The sequence below is a fragment of the Sphingomonas sp. GlSt437 genome (genome assembly GCF_048015635.2).
Classification (GTDB): domain Bacteria; phylum Pseudomonadota; class Alphaproteobacteria; order Sphingomonadales; family Sphingomonadaceae; genus Sphingomonas.
In genome coordinates, this window is record NZ_JBPGYA010000001.1 from 550921 (window position 1) to 569734 (window position 18814).

Here is an 18814-nt window from a genome sequence, read left to right on the forward strand (position 1 = left end):
TTGGCCGACCGACTTCAGAACCTACCGTCACCCCGGCCTTGAGCCGGGGTCCCGCTTAATCGAGCGCCGTAAAGAAGCGGGACCCCGGGTCGAGCCCGGGGTGACGGTAAAGTCGATCGGCTTACACTAGAAACAAAAAGGGCCCGGCAGCAAACCGGGCCCTTTTGATTTGCTTGCCCCAGAGAATCAGTTGGACGGGATATTCGTCGTCGCGCTCTGGCCGTCGCCTTCGGGCGCGGCGATAATGTCGCGCGTCGCAGTGCCCTTGTCGACCACGGTGGTCTTGCCGTCACCCACGGTCGAGCGAATGCCGGCTTCCGCCGAATCGGTGCCCGCCGCGTTAAGAGTTGCTGCTTCACCAGCGCTCTTGGGCGCGGTACCGCCAAACAGCGCCTGCAACGTCAGCGCATTGGGGTTGCTGTCCTGCGGGCGCGCGGCGCCGGGCTTGGGCGGGACCAGCGAATAATCGGGCGGGATGACGAGCGGCGCCTGGCGCGCCACCGCGAATTCGTCAGGCCGCACCCGGTGCAGGCCCGATCCACCGCAGCCAGCCAACATCGAGGCGAGGCCGAGGCCCAGCGCGGCAGTCATCAGTTTACTCATTCAACGTCTCCACCGTGTCCGGATCGGTGGCATCGCCGCCGTCCGCGTGCTTGTCGCGAGTCAGCAGAGCGCCAGCGAGCAACACAAGAACCCCTATCGTAATCGCCGCATCGGCGACATTGAAGACCAAAAACGGCCGCCACTCGCCAAAATGCAGATCGGCGAAATCGACGACATAGCCGAGCCGTACCCGATCGAGAATGTTGCCAAGCGCGCCGCCCAGCACCATGCCGAGACCGATCAGCTCCTGCCGCTTGGTTTCGCGCAGCATCCACGCCAGCACGCCGCCGGCGATCGCCGCGGTCAGCGCAACCAGCGCCCAGCGGCCCGCGTCGCTATGCGCCGGCAGCAGATTGAGCGAGACGCCGTCATTGGGCAGGAAGCGGAGCTGGAAAAAGCTGGTGACGGTGCGGACACCGCCGAGATCATCGAGATTGAGCACCTCGGTAATCCCATATTTCGCCGCCTGATCGGCGACGAAAACCAGCGCGGCGACGATGAAGCCGATGGGGCGGAAACGCATCATGCGTGCGCCCCTACCACATCCGCGCAGCGATCGCACAGGGCGCCGTCTTCGGTGACCTCGGGGAGGTACCGCCAGCAGCGGCCGCATTTGTGCTTGTCCGTCCGCTGAACCCTTACCCCATCACCGCTTGATACTGACGCCACAATAAAAGCTTCCGAGAGATCGGATGGAGCCATCGGCATTGTTCCGACAAAAACGTCAGCCTCCAGGCTCGAACCAAGGACTTTATCGCGCCGCAAGACTTCGATCCCAGCATTAACTTGCTCGCGCAGTGCACGGACTGCTTCCCATTTTTCTGTCAGGTCGTCACCCCGGACTTGATCCGGGGTCCCGCTCTTTTCGCCCGGAGAAGAGGAAGCGGGACCCCGGCTTTCGCCGGGGTGACGGATGGGGAGATGCGGCCACTCCAGCAAATGCACGCTCCCCGCCTCGCCCCCAAACCGGCTCGCCCACACTTCTTCCGTAGTGAACACCAGGACCGGCGCAGCATACCGCACCAGCGCGTGGAACAGCGTGTCCATCACCGTGCGGCACGACCGACGCTTCGTGCTCGTCGGCGCGTCGCAATAGAGGCTGTCCTTGCGGATATCGAAATAGAAAGCCGACAAGTCGTTGTTGCAGAAATCCGCGATCAGACGGGTATAGCTGTTGAAATCATATCCCTCGGCCGCCAGCTTCAGCTTGCCGTCCAACTCGGCCAGCAGATGGAGCATGTAGCGCTCCAGCTCGGGCATGTCGGCCGGCGCCACCTTCTCCGCCTCGGTAAAACCGTCAAGCGCGCCGAGCAGATAGCGGAAGGTATTGCGCAGCTTGCGATACTGGTCCGCCACGCCGGCCAGGATTTCCTTGCCGATGCGGTGATCCTCGGTGAAATCGACCGACAGCGCCCAGAGCCGCAGGATATCCGCGCCATAATCGCGCATCAGGTCGAGCGGGTTGATCGTGTTGCCAAGGCTCTTGGACATTTTCATGCCCTTGGCGTCCATCGTGAAGCCGTGGGTCAGGATCGCGTCATAAGGCGCCCGCCCGCGCGTGCCGCAGCTTTCGAGCAAGGACGACTGGAACCAGCCGCGATGCTGGTCGGAGCCTTCGAGATACAGGTTCGCCGGCCATTGCAGATCGGGCCAGCGGCCGCTTTCGAGCACGAAAGCATGGGTGCAGCCGCTGTCGAACCAGACGTCCAAGATGTCGGTGATGCGCTCATAATCCTCGGCGCGGTAGGTCTGCCCAAGATATTCCTGCGCGCGGTCGTCGCGCCATGCATCGACGCCGCCCGTGCGGATGGCGCTTACGATGCGGGCATTGACCTCGGCGTCGACCAGATAGTCACCCGTCTTGCGATCAACGAACAAGGTGATCGGCACGCCCCAGGCGCGCTGGCGGCTGAGCACCCAATCGGGCCGCCCCTCGACCATCGCACCGATGCGGTTGCGGCCCTTTTCGGGGTAGAAGCGGGTGTTGTCGAGCGCTTGATTCGCCAAAGAACGAAGAGTGGTGTCAGGGAATAGCCCTTCATAACCGGCCCGTTCACCTTCCTCGGTCCAAGTAGGATCGAGGCCAACGCGTGGCATGGGCCGGTCCATCGGCACGAACCATTGCGGCGTGCAGCGGAAGATAACCTTGGCTTTCGACCGCCAGCTATGCGGGTAGCTGTGGCGGAAATCGTCCGAGGCGGCGAGCAGTGCGCCCGCCGCGCGCAAGTCCGTGCAGATCGGCCCATCAGCGCCAACGAACTTCGCGTTGATGACGCTGCCCTGCCCGCCCAGCCACGCCCAATCGGCGCGGTAGCGGCCATCCGCCTCGACCGCGAAGACGGGGTTTAGCCCGTGCGCCTTGCACAGCTCGAAATCGTCCTCGCCATGATCGGGCGCCATGTGGACGAGGCCGGTGCCGGCATCGGTGGTGACGAAATCGCCGGGCAGGAAGGGGCGCGGGCGGAGAAAGAATTCGGCGAGGGGGGAGGTTGGGTCGATGTGGGGGCCTGTGCCCTGCTCGCGTGCAGCGTCATCTGCATCTCCACCGTCACCCCGGCGAAGGCCGGGGTCCACCGCGCCTCCGCTGACATCGCCCATGGGGCTTCCTGGACCCCGGCTTTCGCCGGGGTGACGGAAGAATTTGGCCATCGGATGCAGCGCCTTCGCGCCAGCGAGTTGCGCGCCTCGGATCAGCTGATCAAAATCCGACCAGGGATCTATGTACTCTTGAAGTGAGGGCGAACCGACTTCACCGAAATCGAGCGCCTTCGCAGCCTTGTTTAGACGATCAGCGAACGAAGTTACCAAGTTTTTTGCAACGAGAAACTTGGAAATGCCATTGGTATGGAACGGCAGTCCAGCTGCAGCCAGCACCTCGTTGACGCGCCTGTCGCCCTTCGCACCAACGCCAACGGTATCCGCTGTGATGGACAGCAAAACATATTCAATATCAGGCCCATAAGCCAACGCCTGGTTGACCGGGATCGTCCATGGCGTCGTCGTCCAGATCACCGCATGCGCGCCGACCAGTTCCGGCGCGTTCGGCGCCTCGACAATCTCGAACGCCACGTCGATCTGGGTCGAGGTGATGTCCTCATATTCCACCTCAGCCTCGGCGAGCGCGGTTTTTTCAACCGGCGACCACATCACCGGCTTGGCGCCGCGATAAAGCTGGCCGCTTTCGGCGAACTTCATCAGCTCGGCAACGATCGTCGCTTCCGCCTCGAAGTCCATCGTCAGATACGGGTGGTCCCAGTCGCCCAGGATGCCGAGCCGCTTCAGCTGCTCGCGCTGGGTGTCGACCCATTTCTGCGCGTACGCCCGGCATTCGGCGCGGAACTCGTCGGCCGGCACCTCGTCCTTGTTGAGCTTTTTCTTGCGGTACTCCTCCTCGACCTTCCATTCGATCGGCAGGCCGTGGCAGTCCCAGCCGGGCACATAGGGCGCGTCAAACCCCATCAGGTTGCGTGTGCGGCACACCATGTCCTTCAGGATATGGTTGAGCGCATGGCCGATATGCATGTCGCCATTGGCATAAGGCGGGCCGTCGTGGAGGATGAACTTTTCGCGACCCTTTCGCGCCTCGCGCAGCCGCTCGTACAGCCCCATCTCCAGCCAGCGCGCGAGAATGCCCGGCTCCTTCTGCGGCAGGCCGGCCTTCATCGGGAAGTCGGTCTTGGGCAGGAAAACGGTGTCGCGCCAGTCGCGGGTGGTGGGGGTGTCGTCGGTCATTACCCCGCGGCGCTTAAGACCTCGCGCGCTTGGGCGCAATCCGCGTCCATCTGGGCGACGAGCCCATCGAGGCTGTCGAACTTTGCTTCGGGGCGCAGATACTCGATCAGGGCGACTTCGATCGTCTGGCCGTACAAGTCCTCGGCGAAATCGAAGAAATAGGCTTCGAGCAATTCCTTGGGCGGATCGAAGGTCGGGCGGATGCCGAGATTGGCGGCGCCGTCGAGCACGCGCCCGTTAGCCAGCCGGCCGCGCACCGCGTAGATGCCATAGGCCGGGCGGAGATATTGACCCATATCGATATTGGCGGTGGGATAGCCAATGGTGCGGCCAACCTTGTCGCCATGGCTGACAACGCCCTGGATCGCGAAGGGCCGGGTGAGCAATTCCGCCGCACCACGCGGGTCGCCCGATTTCAGCAGCGCGCGGATGCGGCTGGACGACACCGCCTCGCCGCCATCCGCCACTGCGCCCACCGTCTCGACGGAAAAGCCCTGCTGCCGCCCCAGCTCCGCCAGCACGCGAACGTCGCCGCCGCGCGCCTTGCCGAAGGTGAAGTCCTCGCCCGTCACCACCCCGCCAGCGCCGATCATCGCCAGCAGCCGCTCGGTGACGAATTGCTCGGCGGTCAGCCCGGCGAGCGCGGCGTCGAAGTGGAAAACGATCATCGCGTCTGCGCCGGCATTCGCGAACAGCGCCTGGCGCTGGTCGAGCGTGGTCAGCCGAAAGGGCGGCATGGCGGGCTTGAAGAAGCACACCGGGTGCGGATCGAACGTCGCGACCAGCGCGGGGCGCCCCTCGGCGCGAGCCCGCGCGATTGCTCGGCCGACCACCGCCTGATGCCCCCGGTGAAACCCGTCAAAATTGCCGAGCGCGATGATCCCGCCGCGTAAGGCATCGGGCACCACCGAGCCGCCATCGAGCCGCTCCATGGCGGCTGCTATAGGGGCAGCTTTGATAGCGCGCTAGACCGCAGCACCATCATCGCACCCTTTGCGGCGCCGTCGTGTCGCGGCGAATGTTCCCAATGTTCGCACTGACCATGGGGGTTGTCGCAAGCGGGCGATCGAGCACTCATTAGCGGTCAAGGAGTGGCGTCGACGATATCAATGAGCGTGGCGCCGACATAAATGCAGGCGGCGCATTAGGACAGCGGCGCGGCTGTTCCGGCGCGACATCCTTGGGCCCACGGGTACCACGTCAATCCCGGCTGAGCGTCACAAAGCTGTACGCAGGCCGGTCGCCCTCAGCAGCGAAATCCTCGCGCGCCACTTCGCGCCAGCCGGTGAAGGGGGGAACGATCGCGTCGCCCGCTATATCGGCGTGGACTTCGGTTAACTCGATGTGGGTGGCGAGGTCGAGGAACAGCGCGAAGATTTCGGCGCCGCCGATCACTGCTGCGTCATCGCCTGCCAGATTTAACGCTGCCTCGACCGTCGTTGCCACTTCTGCTCCCGCCGCTTGCCACTGCGGATCGCGCGTCAGCACGATGTGCCGCCGCCCCGGCAGCAGCCCCGGCAAGCTCTCGAACGTTTTGCGCCCCATGATCATTGGCCGGCCCAGCGTCTGCGCCTTGAAGCGCTTCAGGTCGGCAGGAAGATGCCAGGGCAGCGCGCCGTCGCGCCCGATCACGCCATTGTCCGCGCGCGCCAGATGCAGCGAGATCACGCCCGATCAGACCGCCACCGGCGCCGGGATGTGCGGCTGCGCGACATAATCGTGGATGGCGAAATCCTCATACTCGTACGCGTCGATCGCGGGCGGCCTGCGCAGGATTTCGAGGCGCGGCAATGGCCCTGGCGTGCGCGTCAGCAACAGTCGCGCCTGCTCCAAGTGGTTGGAGTAGAGGTGGCAATCGCCGCCCGTCCAAACGAAATCGCCAACCTCCAGCCCGCATTGCTGCGCCAGCATGTGCGTCAGTAGCGCATAGCTCGCGATGTTGAACGGCACGCCGAGGAACACGTCCGCCGATCGCTGGTAGAGCTGCAGCGACAGCCGGCCATTGGCAACGTGCGTCTGGAACAGGCAATGGCACGGCGCCAGCGCCATCGCGTGCAAATCGCCCGGGTTCCATGCCGAAACGATCTGGCGGCGCGAGGCGGGGTTAGTCTTGATCTGCTCGATTAGCTCGGCAATCTGGTCGATATGGTGGCCGTCCGCGGCCGCCCAATCGCGCCATTGCTTGCCATAGACCGGGCCGAGATCGCCCGCCTCATCCGCCCATTCGTCCCAGATGCTGACCTTGCGGTCCTGCAGCCAGCGGACATTGGTGTCGCCGCGGAGGAACCAGAGCAGCTCGATGACGATCGAGCGGATGTGGAGCTTCTTGGTGGTAAGCAGCGGAAAGCCTTGCGACAAATCGAAGCGCATCTGGTGGCCGAACACCGAGAGCGTGCCGACGCCGGTGCGATCCGCCTGCGCGACGCCATCATCCAGAATGCGGCGGACAAGGTCGTGATAAGCCTGCATGGCCGCAGGGTTAGCGGCTTGAAACCTCAGCGCCAAGCCGGCCGAATTACCTTCGCTGTGGATGAATCTCGCCTCGCCCGCACTTCAGGAGCGGGGCACGGAGGTTGGATGTTGTCGCGTGCGTTCCAGCCCCCCGTTTCCGCCCTGCCCCCACTGCCGGCGAGGCGCATCGCCACCACGGCTGATGCCCACGCGCTGTTCGCGCCGCTGATCACCGCGCCGCGCGAGATGGTGGCCTTCGCATATCTTGAACCGGAATGGATGCTTCTCGGACTAAGGCACTCCGATCAAGGCGAAATCGACCGCGTAGATCTTATCCCGCAGGACGTCGTCCGCGATGCGATCGCGTTCAACGCCGCGGCTGTAGTGATGGCGCATAATCACCCGAGCGGCGACCCGACCCCGAGCATCGCCGATCGCAACGCCACCGCACGACTGGGCCGCGCGCTCGACACGATCGACGTAAAGCTTATCGAACATCTCATCATCGCCTCTGGCGGCACGACCAGCTTCCGCGAGACCGGCTGGCTTTAGCGGGCGCGGCAGGCCTTGATCGCGCCGGGATCGGGGCGCCGGCCCACCGCGCGGAACGTCGCCAGATAACCGCCCGCAGACGGCATATCCTCGCGCGATACCAGCTGATAGCCCACCGCCGCGAACTCGCAGTCGAGCAGTGCCGGCGGCGTGCCGTGGTTCTGCGTCGGCCGATTGGCGTCCACGACAATCACCTCGCCGCTGGCCTTCAACGCCGGCCGCACGCGCCAGAGGAATTCATAGGGCTGCGCGATCTCGTGATACATATGCACCATCAGCACGCGATCGAAGCTCGCATCGGGGAGCTTGGGGTCGGCCGGCTCGCCCAAGCGCACGCTGACATTGTCGAGCCGGTCATGCGCCACCCGCTCGGCAAGCGCGTCGCGCACATCGGGCACGATATCCTCAGCGAGCACGCGCCCGTCCTTGCCGACGCGCGCGGCCAAGCGAATGGTGTAATAGCCCTCGCCCGCGCCGATATCGGCGACGGTCATGCCCGGCTTGATGCCGGCCTTGTCCATCACCGTCTTGGCTTCGTTGAGCCGGTCGCGCGCTTCCTCGGTCGACCAGCGCGGGGACACGATGTGCGCGACCGGGCGGTCGGGCGCGGGAAACGGCCCGGCGTCGTCATGCTTGGGCGCGACCACGCCCGGCCCGGCATCGCACGCGGCGAGGAGCAGCGTCGCGCCCGCCCAAATCCAACGCCAGCCCCAATCCCGCTTCCCCGGCGAAGGCCGGGGCCCAGCATCCCTTGCCTCGCGACCAACACGAAGCGCGATTGCGGCAACGTCAGCACGGCTGGGCCCCGGCCTTCGCCGGGGAAAATGTGAGAGGTGCGTCAAGATCGACGGCAGCGCCATCAATCCACATCCTCGACCGCGACCGTCTCGCCCGTCACGCGCTGGGCGAGCGCCGCCGCCATGAACTCGTCGAGATCGCCATCGAGCACATCGCTGGGTGACGTCGAGGTCACGCCGGTGCGCAAGTCCTTCACCAGCTGATAGGGCTGGAGCACATAAGACCGGATCTGGTGGCCCCAGCCGATATCGGTCTTGGTCGCGTTCTGCGCGTTGGCCGCTGCCTCGCGCTCGGCCAATTCGCGCTCGTAGAGCCGTGCGCGCAGCTGATTATAGGCCTCCGCCTTGTTCTTGTGCTGGCTGCGCTGGTTCTGACACTGGACGACAATACCCGTCGGCAAATGGGTGATGCGCACCGCCGAATCGGTCGTGTTGATGTGCTGACCGCCCGCGCCCGACGCACGATAGGTGTCGATGCGCAGCTCGCTTTCGTTGATCTCGACGTCGATATTCTCGTCGATCACCGGATAGACCCAGATGCTCGAAAAGCTGGTGTGGCGCCGCGCCGAGCTGTCATAGGGGCTGATGCGGACCAAGCGATGGACGCCGCTTTCGGTCTTGGCGTAGCCATAGGCATTCTCGCCCTTGACCAGCAACGTCGCCGATTTGATGCCGGCCTGCTCGCCCGCATGATAATCGATCAGCTCGACTTTCATGCCGTGCCGCTCGGCCCAGCGCGTGTACATGCGCTGAAGCATCTCGGCCCAGTCCTGGCTTTCGGTACCGCCAGCACCGGCGTTGATCTCGATATAGCTGTCGTTCGCGTCAGCCTCGCCCGCCAGCAATGCCTTCACCTTGTCGCGATTGGCGCGCTCGGCCAGCGCTGCCAGCCCGGCAACGCCTTCGAGCGCCAGCGCTTCGTCGCCCTCGGCATCGGCAAGCTCGATCAGCTCGGCGGTGTCGTTGAGCTCGGTTTCGATCGCGCGGGTCGTGCTGATCGCTTCGTCGAGCCGGCGACGCTCGCGCATCACGTCCTGCGCGGCCTTGGCGTCGTTCCATAAGGTCGGGTCCTCGACGCGCGCGTTCAGCTCGTCGAGCCGGCGCAGCGCGCGGTCCCAATCGAGGAAGCGCCGCACCAGCGCGAGCGAGTCGTTGATGCTGTCGATATGAGCCTGCGCTTCGGCGCGCATGTGTTGTGACCTTCCAATTCAATCCGTCATCCCAGCGAAAGCTGGGACTGCGTGGTTGATCGCGCAACCCTGGCCGCCAGTGATCCCAGCTTTCGCTGGGATGACGCTGTACCGGCGCTAGTAGATTCCGCCCTGCCTTTGCAAGAAATCGCTGTCGCCGGCGTGATCCTGGTCGCCCCGCGCCTTCACGTCGCGCGGCTTGTCGGCGGCTTCCTCATGCGCGACGGCGCGGCGCGGGTCACCGCTTTCGGGCTTGAACGCTTCCCAGATCACCGCCGCAGTGGGATCGTTGCCATCCGGCCAGCCGCCGAACACCGGCTTGCCCGAAGCGCGATCGATGCGGATCATGCGGATGCCCTGCGGCGCGCGGAACGGCACTTTCTCCAGCCCCGCATAAGCCTGTTGCGCGAATTGCTTGAAGATCGGCACCGCGAGTGTGCCGCCCTGGGCATAGCCGCCCAGGTTCTTGGGCGTATCATAGCCGATATAGAGGCCCGCGATGATCTGCGGGGTGCCGCCGATGAACCACACATCGGTCGGGCCGCTCGTCGTGCCGGTCTTGCCCATCATCGGCCGGTCGAGATCGCGCAGGCCCACCGCCGTGCCGCGCTGAACGACGCCTTCGGTAATATGCACCATCTGATACGCGGTCAGCGGATCGATCACCTGGCGCGCGCGGATGACCGGGCGCGGCATCGGCCGGCCATTCCAGTCGGGCGCATTGCAGCGATCGCACGGCCGCCAATTTTCCGGCCACACGACGTTGCCGTGGCGATCCTGGACGAAATCGATCAGCGTCGAGGGGTGGCCGCGCCCCTGATTGACGATGATCGAGAAGGCATTGACCATCCGCTGCACCGTCGTCTCGCCGGCGCCCAGCGCGATCGACAGGAACGGCGGATATTTGCCCACGCCCATCCGGTCGATGACGTCGGTAACCTTGTCCATGCCGGTCTGCGCGGCGGCGCGCACCGTCATCAGGTTGCGCGACTGCTCGATGCCCCAGCGCATCGTGTGCGGGCCCGAGCCCTGGCTGCCGCCGAAATTCTTGAAGCATTTCTGGCCGAGATGTGCGCCCTGATAGACGCAGAACGGTCCGTCGATGATGATCGAGGCCGGCGTCATGCCATTCTCGAGCGCGGCGGAATAGACGATCGGCTTGATCGTCGAGCCCGGCTGGCGCTGCGCTTGCGTCGCCCGGTTGAACGAGCCGGCGCGCGAGTAAAAGCCGCCCTGCATCGCCAGCACGCGACCGGTCAGCGGCTCTTCGACGACCATGCCGCCACCGACGCGCGGCAACGCGCGCAAGGCATAGGCAGCACCCTGCGGCGCCACCGCCAGGATATCGCCCGGCTTGATCGCCTCGAACGCCTGCCCGCCCTTGTCGCGCACCGGCATCGAGGCGAGCGACGCCGGCAGGCTGCTGACCTGACCGTCGGCAAAGCCGATCGTCGCGCCATCGGCGTTCTTGGCAATCACAATCGCGGCGCGCCAATCCTGATAATTGAGCTCGATATTGTCGTTGAGCAGCGCCTGCAGCCATTGCCGCTGGCCGGGATTACCCGGGCCTTCATCGGCCTGCTCGCCAAGATCAGTCGGCGCCGCCGCACCCGCGATGTCGACATGGTCGAGCGGCCCGTCCCACCCACGGCCGCGATCATAGCGCAGCAAGCCATCGCGCAGCGCCTGCTGGGCATATTCCTGCAGCTTGGGATCGTAGGACGAGCGTACCCACAGGCCGCCCGAATAGAGGCTGTACGGCCCGTCCTTCTGCTGCTCGCCGAATTTTTCCTTCAGCTGGCGGCGGATTTCCTCGACGAAATAGCCGCCAACCTTCTCGAATTTGGGCGTCTGGCGCTGGATCGCGCCGATCGGCTCGGCTTGTGCCTGATCAAACTGCTCCTTGGTGATGAAGCGGTTCTTGAGCATCTCGGTCAGCACGTAATTGCGCCGCGCGAGCGCCTTGGCGGTGTTTCGGAACGGATCGTAATTGGCCGGCCCCTTGGGCAGGATAGCGAGATAGGCCATCTGACCGAGCGTCAGCTGGTTCAATTCCTTGTCGAAATAGGCGTGGCTGGCGGCCTCAACGCCGAAGGAATTGCGGCCGAGCGGAATCTGGTTGAGGTAGAGTTCCAGGATTTGCTGCTTGGTCAGCGTATCCTCGATCCGCCATGCCAGGATCGCCTCACGCACCTTGCGCGTCGGCGAATAGGCATTGCCGATCAACAGATTCTTGGCGACCTGCTGGGTGATCGTCGAGCCGCCGCGCGCGCGCTTGCCCGAGCCGAACTTGGTGACGTAATCGACGACCGCGCTGAACGCGCCGGTGTAATCGACGCCGTGATGCTCGAAAAAACTCTTATCCTCCGCGGCCAGAAAGGCGCGGATCAGCAGCGGCGGATATTCGTCATAGCTCAGCTCCACGCGCCGCTCGCGCGCGAAGCTGTAGATCGGCGTGCCGTTCACATCGCGAACGTTGCTGGGCAGCGGCGGCTCATAGACGCGCAGGCCATCGACCGAGGGCAAATCGCGCGCGAACAGCACCCAGAGCAGGAACCAGCCGAGCATGTACAGCCCGCCGAGGATCGCGGCGAGCTTGACCCACCATTTGCTCCACGCCTGGCGGAGGAATTGGCGAACGCCCGCACTGTCGCGATACAGACGGAAATTGACGCTCGATTCGGGCTCTACCATGATCGTCCAGCGCTTTAGGAAAGATCAGCGGGCGGCGCCAGTGGGACCTAAAAATCCTCCCTTGCAAGGGGAGGGGGACCGCCGACGACGTCGGCGGTGGAGGGGTATTCCCGCTATCAATAGTGCCACACCCTCCGTCAGCGCTTCGCGCTGCCACCTCCCCTTGTAGGGGAGGATTTGCAACTCACCCCCCGCTCGCTTTGTCGTTCGCCGCCAGCCGTCGCGCGAAATGCACCTCGACCGCGCGGCGGATGCTTTCGGCGATGCGCTGTCGCCCCTCGGGCGAGGCGATGAAGGCGGCATCACGCGGGTTGGAGATATAGCCCGTCTCGAACAGGATCGACGGCATGTCGGGCGCTTTCAGCACCATCAGCGAGGCCATGCGGTGGAAATTGGGCTTGATCGGCATCAGCGGCCGCGCCTCACGCCCCAACAGCGACGCGAATTCGGCCGATTTGTTCATCGTCTCGCGCTGCGCGAGATCGATAAGAATCCCGGAGATTTCCGGGTTGGTCGAGTCCAGATTCACCCCTTGCAGCACATCGGCCTTGTTCTCGCGCGCCGCCAGCCGGGCCGCTTCCTTGTCGGACGCGACTTCGGACAGAGTGTAAACGGTGGCACCCGTCGCATCGCCGCCTTCGGTGCTGTCGCAATGGATCGAGATGAACAGGTCGGCGTGGAGCTTGCGCGCGATACCATAGCGCTCCTGCAGGACGAGGAAGCGATCGTCTTCGCGCGTCAGCGCCACCCGCGCGCGGCCCGATTTGAGCAGTTCGTCGCGGATCGCTTTCGCGATCTTGAGCGTCACGTCCTTTTCTTTCAGCCCGCTGCCCGGGGCGATCGCGCCCGGATCGAAGCCGCCATGGCCGGCATCGATCACCACCAGCGGCCGGCTATCGTCATCGCCATAGACGCGCGGCAGCGGCAGCGTACGGCCCGGCGCCGGCACCGGTTGCGACACCCGATAGCGCGCTAGGCTCGACACTTGCCGGCCATAGCTGAACGGCGGCACGAAGCTCAGCTCGCGATCGGCAGCGGCGCGCGCGAAGGTGGCGTCGTCCACGGTGCGCAGCGTTAGCGTCAGGGTATGCGCGTCTTTACCGAACCGGCCTTCGGTGATGATCGCGGGCGCGCTGAGGTCGAACACGATGCGCGCGCCATCGTCGCCACGCGACGCCTGGCGGACACGATCGACGACGCCATCGGCATTGGCGCGACGGCCGGGACGGGCGCCATCGACATCGACCACCAGCCGCGTCGGATCGGCGAGCACGAAACTCGCCGCGCGCGCGACATCGCCATCGAAGCGGATCACGATCGCATCGGGCGCCACGTCGACGCGCTCGACGGTCGCCGCGGCAAAGGCCGGCGCGCCGCCGGTCAGCCACAGCGCCAACAAGGCGAGCAGAAAAGTCACGCGGCGGTAATGCCGCGCCGGCGCCGTGCCGGTCCAGCAAAAAGGCATGAGGGAGGACGTCCCGCTGTTCGTTTCTGACAAGCGCTGGCTAACGGCACGCTAATCAAATCGCGGTTGCGCGACGCGGTTAATGGGCCGTTCGGCATATTTTTGCCGCTCGCCCGGCAAAAGGTTGCCGCGTGCTGCCGGTTGCTTGACCCGCGACGGAATGCTACCAAATACGATGAGCCGTGTGAGCGAGCCTTCGCAAACATCGGTGACACGACCATTTTTGCTCCCGTTCGCCGGAGCATCGGGTCAACCAGGTTGACGTTTGCGATGACAGTTTTTCCACCCCACGCGATCCGCACGGTTTCCACCGGCGGCATCGTTGCCGGGTGGACCGCGACGGGCGTTGCGCCCGCCGCAACCCGGCAAACGCCATCCGACCATCTTACCACCCATTGCGTTGGCCATGCCGCGGGCGACCTGCCCCGGCGACCGGCGCGACAGTATCGCGCGCGGCGCGCCTTTGTCGGCTCGCCAAGCGCCCGGAGACTTATAAATGACCACCAGAATGTTGATCGACGGACGCCACCGGGAGGAAACCCGGGTGGCGGTCGTCAAAGGGAATCGAATCGAGGAGTTTGATTTCGAGAGCGCCGAGCGCAAGCAGCTGAAGGGGAATATCTATCTCGCCAAGGTAACCCGCGTCGAACCGTCGCTGCAGGCGGCGTTCGTCGATTATGGCGGCAACCGCCACGGTTTTCTCGCCTTTAGCGAAATCCATCCCGATTATTACCAGATCCCCAAGGAAGACCGCGACGCGCTGCTCCGCGAGGAAGCCGAGCATGCCGCCGAGGAAGCCGCCCTGCGCGCCGAGCAGGAAGCCGCCGAGGATGCCGACGATGTCGACGAAGACTCGGTCGAGCGTTTCGAGGATGATGGTGGCGCCGCTGCCGAGGCAGCAGCCGAGGAGGGCGGCGAGCCCCGCCCGCGCCGGCGCGGCAATGGCGGGTCGGACGATCAGGTCGAGGCGCTGCGCCAGCGCCGCATGAATCTGCGTCGCCGCTACAAGATCCAGGACGTGATTCGCCGCCGCCAGGTGATGCTGGTTCAGGTCGTCAAAGAAGAGCGCGGCAACAAGGGCGCGGCGCTCACCACCTATCTCAGCCTTGCCGGCCGTTATTGCGTACTGATGCCCAACACCTCGCATGGCGGCGGCATCAGCCGGAAAATCTCGAACGCGGCCGACCGCAAGCGGCTAAAGTCGATCATGGCTGAATTGAAGCTGCCGTCGACGATGGGCTGCATCGTCCGCACGGCTGGCCTCCAGCGCACCAAGGTCGAGATCAAGCGCGACTTCGATTACCTCGCCCGTCTGTGGGACGAGATTCGCGAGCGCACCTTGTCATCGAGCGCGCCGGCGCTGATCCATGGCGACAGCGACCTCATTAAGCGCGCCGTCCGCGATATCTACAACAAGGATATCGACGAGCTGATCGTCGAGGGCGATGAGGGCTATCGCCACGCCAAGGATTTCATGAAGCTCTTGATGCCCAGCCATGCCCGGCGCGTGAAGCATTATGTCGACCCGGTGCCGCTGTTCCAGCGCTTCGGCGTCGAGGATCAGTTGGCGGCGATGTACCACCCCGTTGTCCAGCTGAAATCGGGCGGCTATCTGGTCATCAACCCGACCGAGGCGTTGGTGTCGATCGACATCAACTCCGGCCGCTCGACGCGCGAGCATAATATCGAGCAGACCGCGACCGCGACCAATCTGGAAGCCGCGCAGGAAATCGCGCGTCAGCTGCGCCTGCGCGACATGGCCGGCCTCGTCGTCATCGACTTCATCGACATGGACAACAATTCCAACGTCCGCAAAGTCGAGAAGGCGATGAAGGAGGCGCTGAAGAACGATCGCGCCCGCATCCAGGTTGGCCGCATTTCGAGCTTCGGGCTGATGGAAATGAGCCGGCAGCGGCTGCGCACTGGCGTGCTCGAAGCGTCGACGCGGCAATGCCCGCATTGCGAAGGCACCGGACTCGTGCGCACTGCATCATCGGCGGGCCTGTCGGCGCTGCGGCTGCTGGAGGACGAAGCAGCGCGTGGCCGCGGCTCGCAACTGCTGCTCCGCGCCAGCCAGGAAGCGGCCTTCTATGTGCTCAACCGCAAGCGCGCCGAGTTGGCCGAGATCGAGGAACGCTATGGCGTGACGATCGAGATCGCGGCCGATGGCGAGCAGGAAGGCGCGCGCATGTCGGTCGAGGCTTCCGGGCCGCCGCCGATCAACGTCCCTCGCCTCGCTCCGGTCGCAATCGAGGAAGATGACGACGATCTCGACCTGATCGACGAGGCCGAGGAGGAAGAGGAAATCGAGGCCGAGGCCGAAGCGGCCCCCGCTCGCGAGCAGGACGGCGAAGGCGATCGTGACGGACGCAAACGCCGCCGTCGCCGACGTGGTCGGCGCGGTCGCAGCCGTAGCGAGGGTGAAGCAGGTGGCAGCGATGATGCCGCGGAAGCCCATGAGGAGGGCGCCGAGGAAGGCACGGTCGCCGAGGAAACCGCTGAGGCGGCCCCGGCGGACAACACCGACGGCGAAAGCCGCCGGCGGCGCGGTCGGCGTGGCCGGCGCGGCGGTCGACGGAGCGATAGCGGCGAAAGCGCGGCTGTCGAAGCCGTTGCCGAGAGCGACGTCGATGCGGAAGCGCCAGCGGCCGAGCCCATCGTCGACATCGCCGAACCAGCGCCGGTCGAAGCCGATGCCAAGCCCAAGCGGCGCCGCTCGGCCAAGAGCAGAGCAGCCGAGGCGGAAGCGGCGCCAGCTGTTGATGAGCCGGTGGAAAACGCTGTGGATGCCCCTGTGGACGCGGCTGTGGATAATGCCGAGCCGGCAAAGCCGCGCCGCAAGCGCGCTGCCAAGGCTGAGGCGGCAGCGCCCGAGCCGGTGACCTCGGCCGAGCCAGTCGCAGAAGCGCCCGCCGAAAAGCCGAAGCGGGGTCGCCCCAAAGCCGCTGCCGAGCCGGCCGCAGCAACGCCCGAGGTGGGCGACGAACCAGCGCCCTCCGGCAACGATAACAGTGGCGAGCTCGTCGCCGCCGACGGCGAAACGTCCACGCCGCGCCGTGGCTGGTGGCAACGCACATTCGGCAACTGAACAACCAAGACGCGCGGGCGAGGACCAGTCTTCGCCCGCGCGGTCAGCCGCCATTCAGCTTTAGGGCATCAGGGCAGCACGGACGGGGTCGCTTCGCCGCTGCGGCGTTGAAACCGCGCCGCCTTTCGCCGATACGGGAAGCGTGATGAAAAAGCTGTTCGCCGCGTTCGCGTTGCTGCTCCTGGTCAATGCCCAGGCAGCCCAGGCCCAGTCGATCCTGCGTGATGCAGAAACCGAAGCGCTGTTTGCCGACATGACGCGGCCGATCATCCTGGCGGCGGGGCTGAGCCCCAAGGACGTCAGGATCGTGCTGATCCAGGATTCGTCGATCAACGCGTTCACGGCCGGCGGCCAGACGGTCTATATCAACAGCGGCCTGATCGAGGCGGCAGATACCGCCAATCAGGTGCAGGGCGTGCTCGCGCACGAACTCGGCCACGTCGCCGATGGCCATGTCGTGCTGGCAGACGCCGGCGCGCGGCCGGCGCTCGGCATCGCGCTGCTGAGCCTAGTACTCGGCGTCGCGGCCATTGCCGCGGGCGCGGGCGAAGGCGGCGCCGGCATCCTCGCGGCAGGACAGACGGCGGCGCAAGGCAAATATCTCGCGTTTAGCCGCGTCCAAGAAGCGACCGCCGACGCAACCGCTGCGCGCTTCCTCGACACCGCCGGCATCAGCGGCAAGGGCTTCCTCGAATTCTTCAAAAAGCTGCAGAACGAAGAATATCGCTACGGCTACAACAATATCGACCCGTATGAGCAGACCCACCCGCTCTCGGGCGATCGCATCGCGCACTTGACCGATACGCTCAAGGCATCCGCCTCGTGGAGCAAGCCGCTCGACCCGGCGCTCGAGGAGCGGTTCAAGCGCGTCAAAGCCAAGCTCGAAGGCTATATCGAAGAGCCGACGCGAACGCTGCGCGATTACCCGCTGACCAACAACAGCGTCTATGCGCATTATGCGCGCGCTTATGCCTACCATAAGGGCGGTTATCCCGAAAAAGCCGATGCCGAGACGATGGCGCTGATCAAGGCGCAGCCGCACGACCCCTATTTTCTGGAAGTCCGCGGCCAGATTCTGCTCGAAGCGGGCAAGCCGGTTGAGGCGTTGACGCCGCTGCGCGAAGCGACGCAGCTGACCAATTATCAGCCGTTGATCGCGACCACCTTCGGCCACGCGCTGATCGCGACCGAGAACAAGGCCAATTACGACGAAGCCGAAAAGGTGCTGCGCCAGGCAGTCGCGCGCGATGATGACAATCCCTTCGCGTGGTTCCAGCTCGGCACCGTTTATGAGCTCAAGGGCGACAATGCCCGCGCCCTGCTCGCCACTGCCGAGCGCGCCAGCCTGACCGGCGACAACCGTACCGCCGCCAGCAGCGCGCGCGGCGCGATGCAGGGCCTGAAGCCCGACACGCCCGACTGGATCCGCGCGCAGGACATCGCGCTCGCCTCGCAAAACGAGCTTGACGATCAAAAAGGCAAGAGGCGGCGGTGATCGAGCGTCTGGCGAAGAGCCCGCTGATCGCGGCGCTGGTGGTCTTGCTCGCCGGGTTGGCGGGCGCCGGCGCAACTTTGCTGTGGCAAGGCCGCGCCCCGGCGCTGGGCGAGCAGGCGAAGCTCGAGCGCGTGGTCCACGACTATATCCTCGACCATCCCGAAATCCTGCCGCAAGCGATGCGTCGGCTGGAAGACCGGCGCAACGGCGCGACGATCGCGGCGAGCCATGCCGACATCTACTCGCCCATCGGCAGCGCCTGGGCAGGCAATCCCAAGGGCGACGTTACGATCGTCGAATATTTCGACTATAATTGCGGTTTCTGCCGCGCCAGCCTGCCGACGATCGATGCGCTGCTCAAGGCCGATCCGGGCGTGAAGATCGTCTATCGCGAGCTGCCCGTGCTTTCCGACGCGAGCAAGGTCGCCGCGCGCTACAGCATCGTTGCGGCGCGGGCTGGCAAGTTCGCGGCGTTCCACCAGGCGATGTATGCTGGCGGCCCGATCAGCCAGCAAAGCATCGATGCCGCCGTCGCCGCCGCCAAGCTGCCGCCGGCACAGGTAAAAGCCGCACTCGATGACCCTTCGCTCGATGCCGAGATCGATCGCAACTACGCAATCGCCAAGCAGCTCGGCATGACCGGCACGCCGAGCTGGGTGATCGGCGACCACGTCACCTCGTCAGCGCTGCCGCTCGACGAGCTCAAGCAGCAGATCGCCGATGCCCGCGCCAAGGCGCGCGGCTAAC

The 18814-nt window shown here is 65.1% G+C and carries 14 protein-coding genes; 4 read left to right on the forward strand and 10 right to left on the reverse strand.

Translation table 11 applies throughout. The features are described from left to right. Nucleotides 1-186 precede the first annotated feature (186 nt). The 6 genes from ACLB0R_RS02950 to ACLB0R_RS02975 form a co-directional block, all read right to left on the reverse strand. Nucleotides 187-603, reverse strand: coding sequence for a DUF3035 domain-containing protein (locus tag ACLB0R_RS02950; RefSeq protein ID WP_416641857.1), 417 nt, complete (start codon nucleotides 601-603; stop codon nucleotides 187-189). Next, nucleotides 596-1126, reverse strand: a complete 531-nt coding sequence (gene lspA, locus ACLB0R_RS02955) for a signal peptidase II (protein ID WP_416643083.1) — start codon at nucleotides 1124-1126, stop codon at nucleotides 596-598. The genes ACLB0R_RS02950 and lspA overlap by 8 nt, the downstream gene beginning before the upstream one ends. Next, nucleotides 1126-4335 carry an isoleucine--tRNA ligase gene (locus ACLB0R_RS02960; RefSeq protein ID WP_416641858.1) on the reverse strand — a complete coding sequence of 1070 codons (3210 nt, stop codon included), beginning with the start codon at nucleotides 4333-4335 and terminating at the stop codon, nucleotides 1126-1128. Before ACLB0R_RS02960 ends, lspA begins: the two co-directional genes overlap by 1 nt. Beyond that, on the reverse strand, nucleotides 4335-5267 hold the full coding sequence (locus ACLB0R_RS02965; protein ID WP_416641859.1) for a bifunctional riboflavin kinase/FAD synthetase: 933 nt from the start codon (nucleotides 5265-5267) through the stop codon (nucleotides 4335-4337). The genes ACLB0R_RS02960 and ACLB0R_RS02965 overlap by 1 nt, the downstream gene beginning before the upstream one ends. Before the next feature lie 268 nt (nucleotides 5268-5535). Next, complete coding sequence (locus tag ACLB0R_RS02970) at nucleotides 5536-6003, reverse strand: dihydrofolate reductase (RefSeq protein WP_416641860.1); 468 nt, start codon at nucleotides 6001-6003, stop codon at nucleotides 5536-5538. 6 nt (nucleotides 6004-6009) lie between these two features. Then, entirely contained in the window at nucleotides 6010-6804 is a 795-nt protein-coding gene (locus ACLB0R_RS02975; protein ID WP_416641861.1) for a thymidylate synthase, read from the reverse strand. A gap of 111 nt (nucleotides 6805-6915) precedes the next feature. Here ACLB0R_RS02975 and ACLB0R_RS02980 point away from each other — a divergent pair, with 111 nt between their 5' ends. Then, the gene (locus ACLB0R_RS02980) at nucleotides 6916-7338 is read left to right on the forward strand and encodes a JAB domain-containing protein (RefSeq protein ID WP_416641862.1); all 423 of its coding nucleotides are present in this window, start codon (nucleotides 6916-6918) and stop codon (nucleotides 7336-7338) included. On the opposite strand, the gene ACLB0R_RS02985 is transcribed toward ACLB0R_RS02980, so the two are convergent. The 4 genes from ACLB0R_RS02985 to ACLB0R_RS03000 form a co-directional block, all read right to left on the reverse strand. After that, nucleotides 7335-7985 carry a class I SAM-dependent methyltransferase gene (locus tag ACLB0R_RS02985; protein ID WP_416641863.1) on the reverse strand — a complete coding sequence of 217 codons (651 nt, stop codon included), beginning with the start codon at nucleotides 7983-7985 and terminating at the stop codon, nucleotides 7335-7337. The genes ACLB0R_RS02980 and ACLB0R_RS02985 overlap by 4 nt on opposite strands. Before the next feature lie 212 nt (nucleotides 7986-8197). Next, nucleotides 8198-9325, reverse strand: coding sequence for a peptide chain release factor 2 (prfB, locus tag ACLB0R_RS02990; RefSeq protein WP_416641864.1), 1128 nt, complete (start codon nucleotides 9323-9325; stop codon nucleotides 8198-8200). 117 nt (nucleotides 9326-9442) lie between these two features. Continuing rightward, nucleotides 9443-12019: a penicillin-binding protein 1A gene (locus tag ACLB0R_RS02995; RefSeq protein ID WP_416641865.1), complete on the reverse strand. Its 2577-nt coding sequence runs from the start codon at nucleotides 12017-12019 to the stop codon at nucleotides 9443-9445. A 184-nt stretch (nucleotides 12020-12203) separates the two neighbouring features. After that, a complete protein-coding gene (locus tag ACLB0R_RS03000; RefSeq protein ID WP_416641866.1) occupies nucleotides 12204-13484 on the reverse strand; it encodes an N-acetylmuramoyl-L-alanine amidase in 1281 nt (426 codons plus the stop codon). A 508-nt stretch (nucleotides 13485-13992) separates the two neighbouring features. On the opposite strand from ACLB0R_RS03000, the gene ACLB0R_RS03005 reads away from it, so the two are divergent. The 3 genes from ACLB0R_RS03005 to ACLB0R_RS03015 all read left to right on the forward strand — a co-directional run bounded on the left by ACLB0R_RS03005 (nucleotide 13993) and on the right by ACLB0R_RS03015 (nucleotide 18813). Then, nucleotides 13993-16572 carry a ribonuclease E/G gene (locus tag ACLB0R_RS03005; RefSeq protein WP_416643084.1) on the forward strand — a complete coding sequence of 860 codons (2580 nt, stop codon included), beginning with the start codon at nucleotides 13993-13995 and terminating at the stop codon, nucleotides 16570-16572. A 145-nt stretch (nucleotides 16573-16717) separates the two neighbouring features. After that, nucleotides 16718-18067 carry a M48 family metalloprotease gene (locus tag ACLB0R_RS03010; protein WP_416641867.1) on the forward strand — a complete coding sequence of 450 codons (1350 nt, stop codon included), beginning with the start codon at nucleotides 16718-16720 and terminating at the stop codon, nucleotides 18065-18067. Next, a complete protein-coding gene (locus ACLB0R_RS03015) occupies nucleotides 18064-18813 on the forward strand; it encodes a DsbA family protein (protein ID WP_416641868.1) in 750 nt (249 codons plus the stop codon). Before ACLB0R_RS03010 ends, ACLB0R_RS03015 begins: the two co-directional genes overlap by 4 nt. Nucleotide 18814: the final 1 nt, after the last annotated feature.

Bases quoted from the DNA above. Each gene is read 5' to 3' on its own strand.
- ACLB0R_RS02950 (WP_416641857.1), bottom strand. From the start codon at position 603: ATGAGTAAACTGATGACTGCCGCGCTGGGCCTCGGCCTCGCCTCGATG.
- lspA (WP_416643083.1), bottom strand. From the start codon at position 1,126: ATGCGTTTCCGCCCCATCGGCTTCATCGTCGCCGCGCTGGTTTTCGTC.
- ACLB0R_RS02960 (WP_416641858.1), bottom strand. From the start codon at position 4,335: ATGACCGACGACACCCCCACCACCCGCGACTGGCGCGACACCGTTTTC.
- ACLB0R_RS02965 (WP_416641859.1), bottom strand. From the start codon at position 5,267: ATGGAGCGGCTCGATGGCGGCTCGGTGGTGCCCGATGCCTTACGCGGC.
- ACLB0R_RS02975 (WP_416641861.1), bottom strand. From the start codon at position 6,804: ATGCAGGCTTATCACGACCTTGTCCGCCGCATTCTGGATGATGGCGTC.
- prfB (WP_416641864.1), bottom strand. From the start codon at position 9,325: ATGCGCGCCGAAGCGCAGGCTCATATCGACAGCATCAACGACTCGCTC.
- ACLB0R_RS02995 (WP_416641865.1), bottom strand. From the start codon at position 12,019: ATGGTAGAGCCCGAATCGAGCGTCAATTTCCGTCTGTATCGCGACAGT.
- ACLB0R_RS03000 (WP_416641866.1), bottom strand. From the start codon at position 13,484: ATGCCTTTTTGCTGGACCGGCACGGCGCCGGCGCGGCATTACCGCCGC.
- ACLB0R_RS03005 (WP_416643084.1), top strand. From the start codon at position 13,993: ATGTTGATCGACGGACGCCACCGGGAGGAAACCCGGGTGGCGGTCGTC.
- ACLB0R_RS03010 (WP_416641867.1), top strand. From the start codon at position 16,718: ATGAAAAAGCTGTTCGCCGCGTTCGCGTTGCTGCTCCTGGTCAATGCC.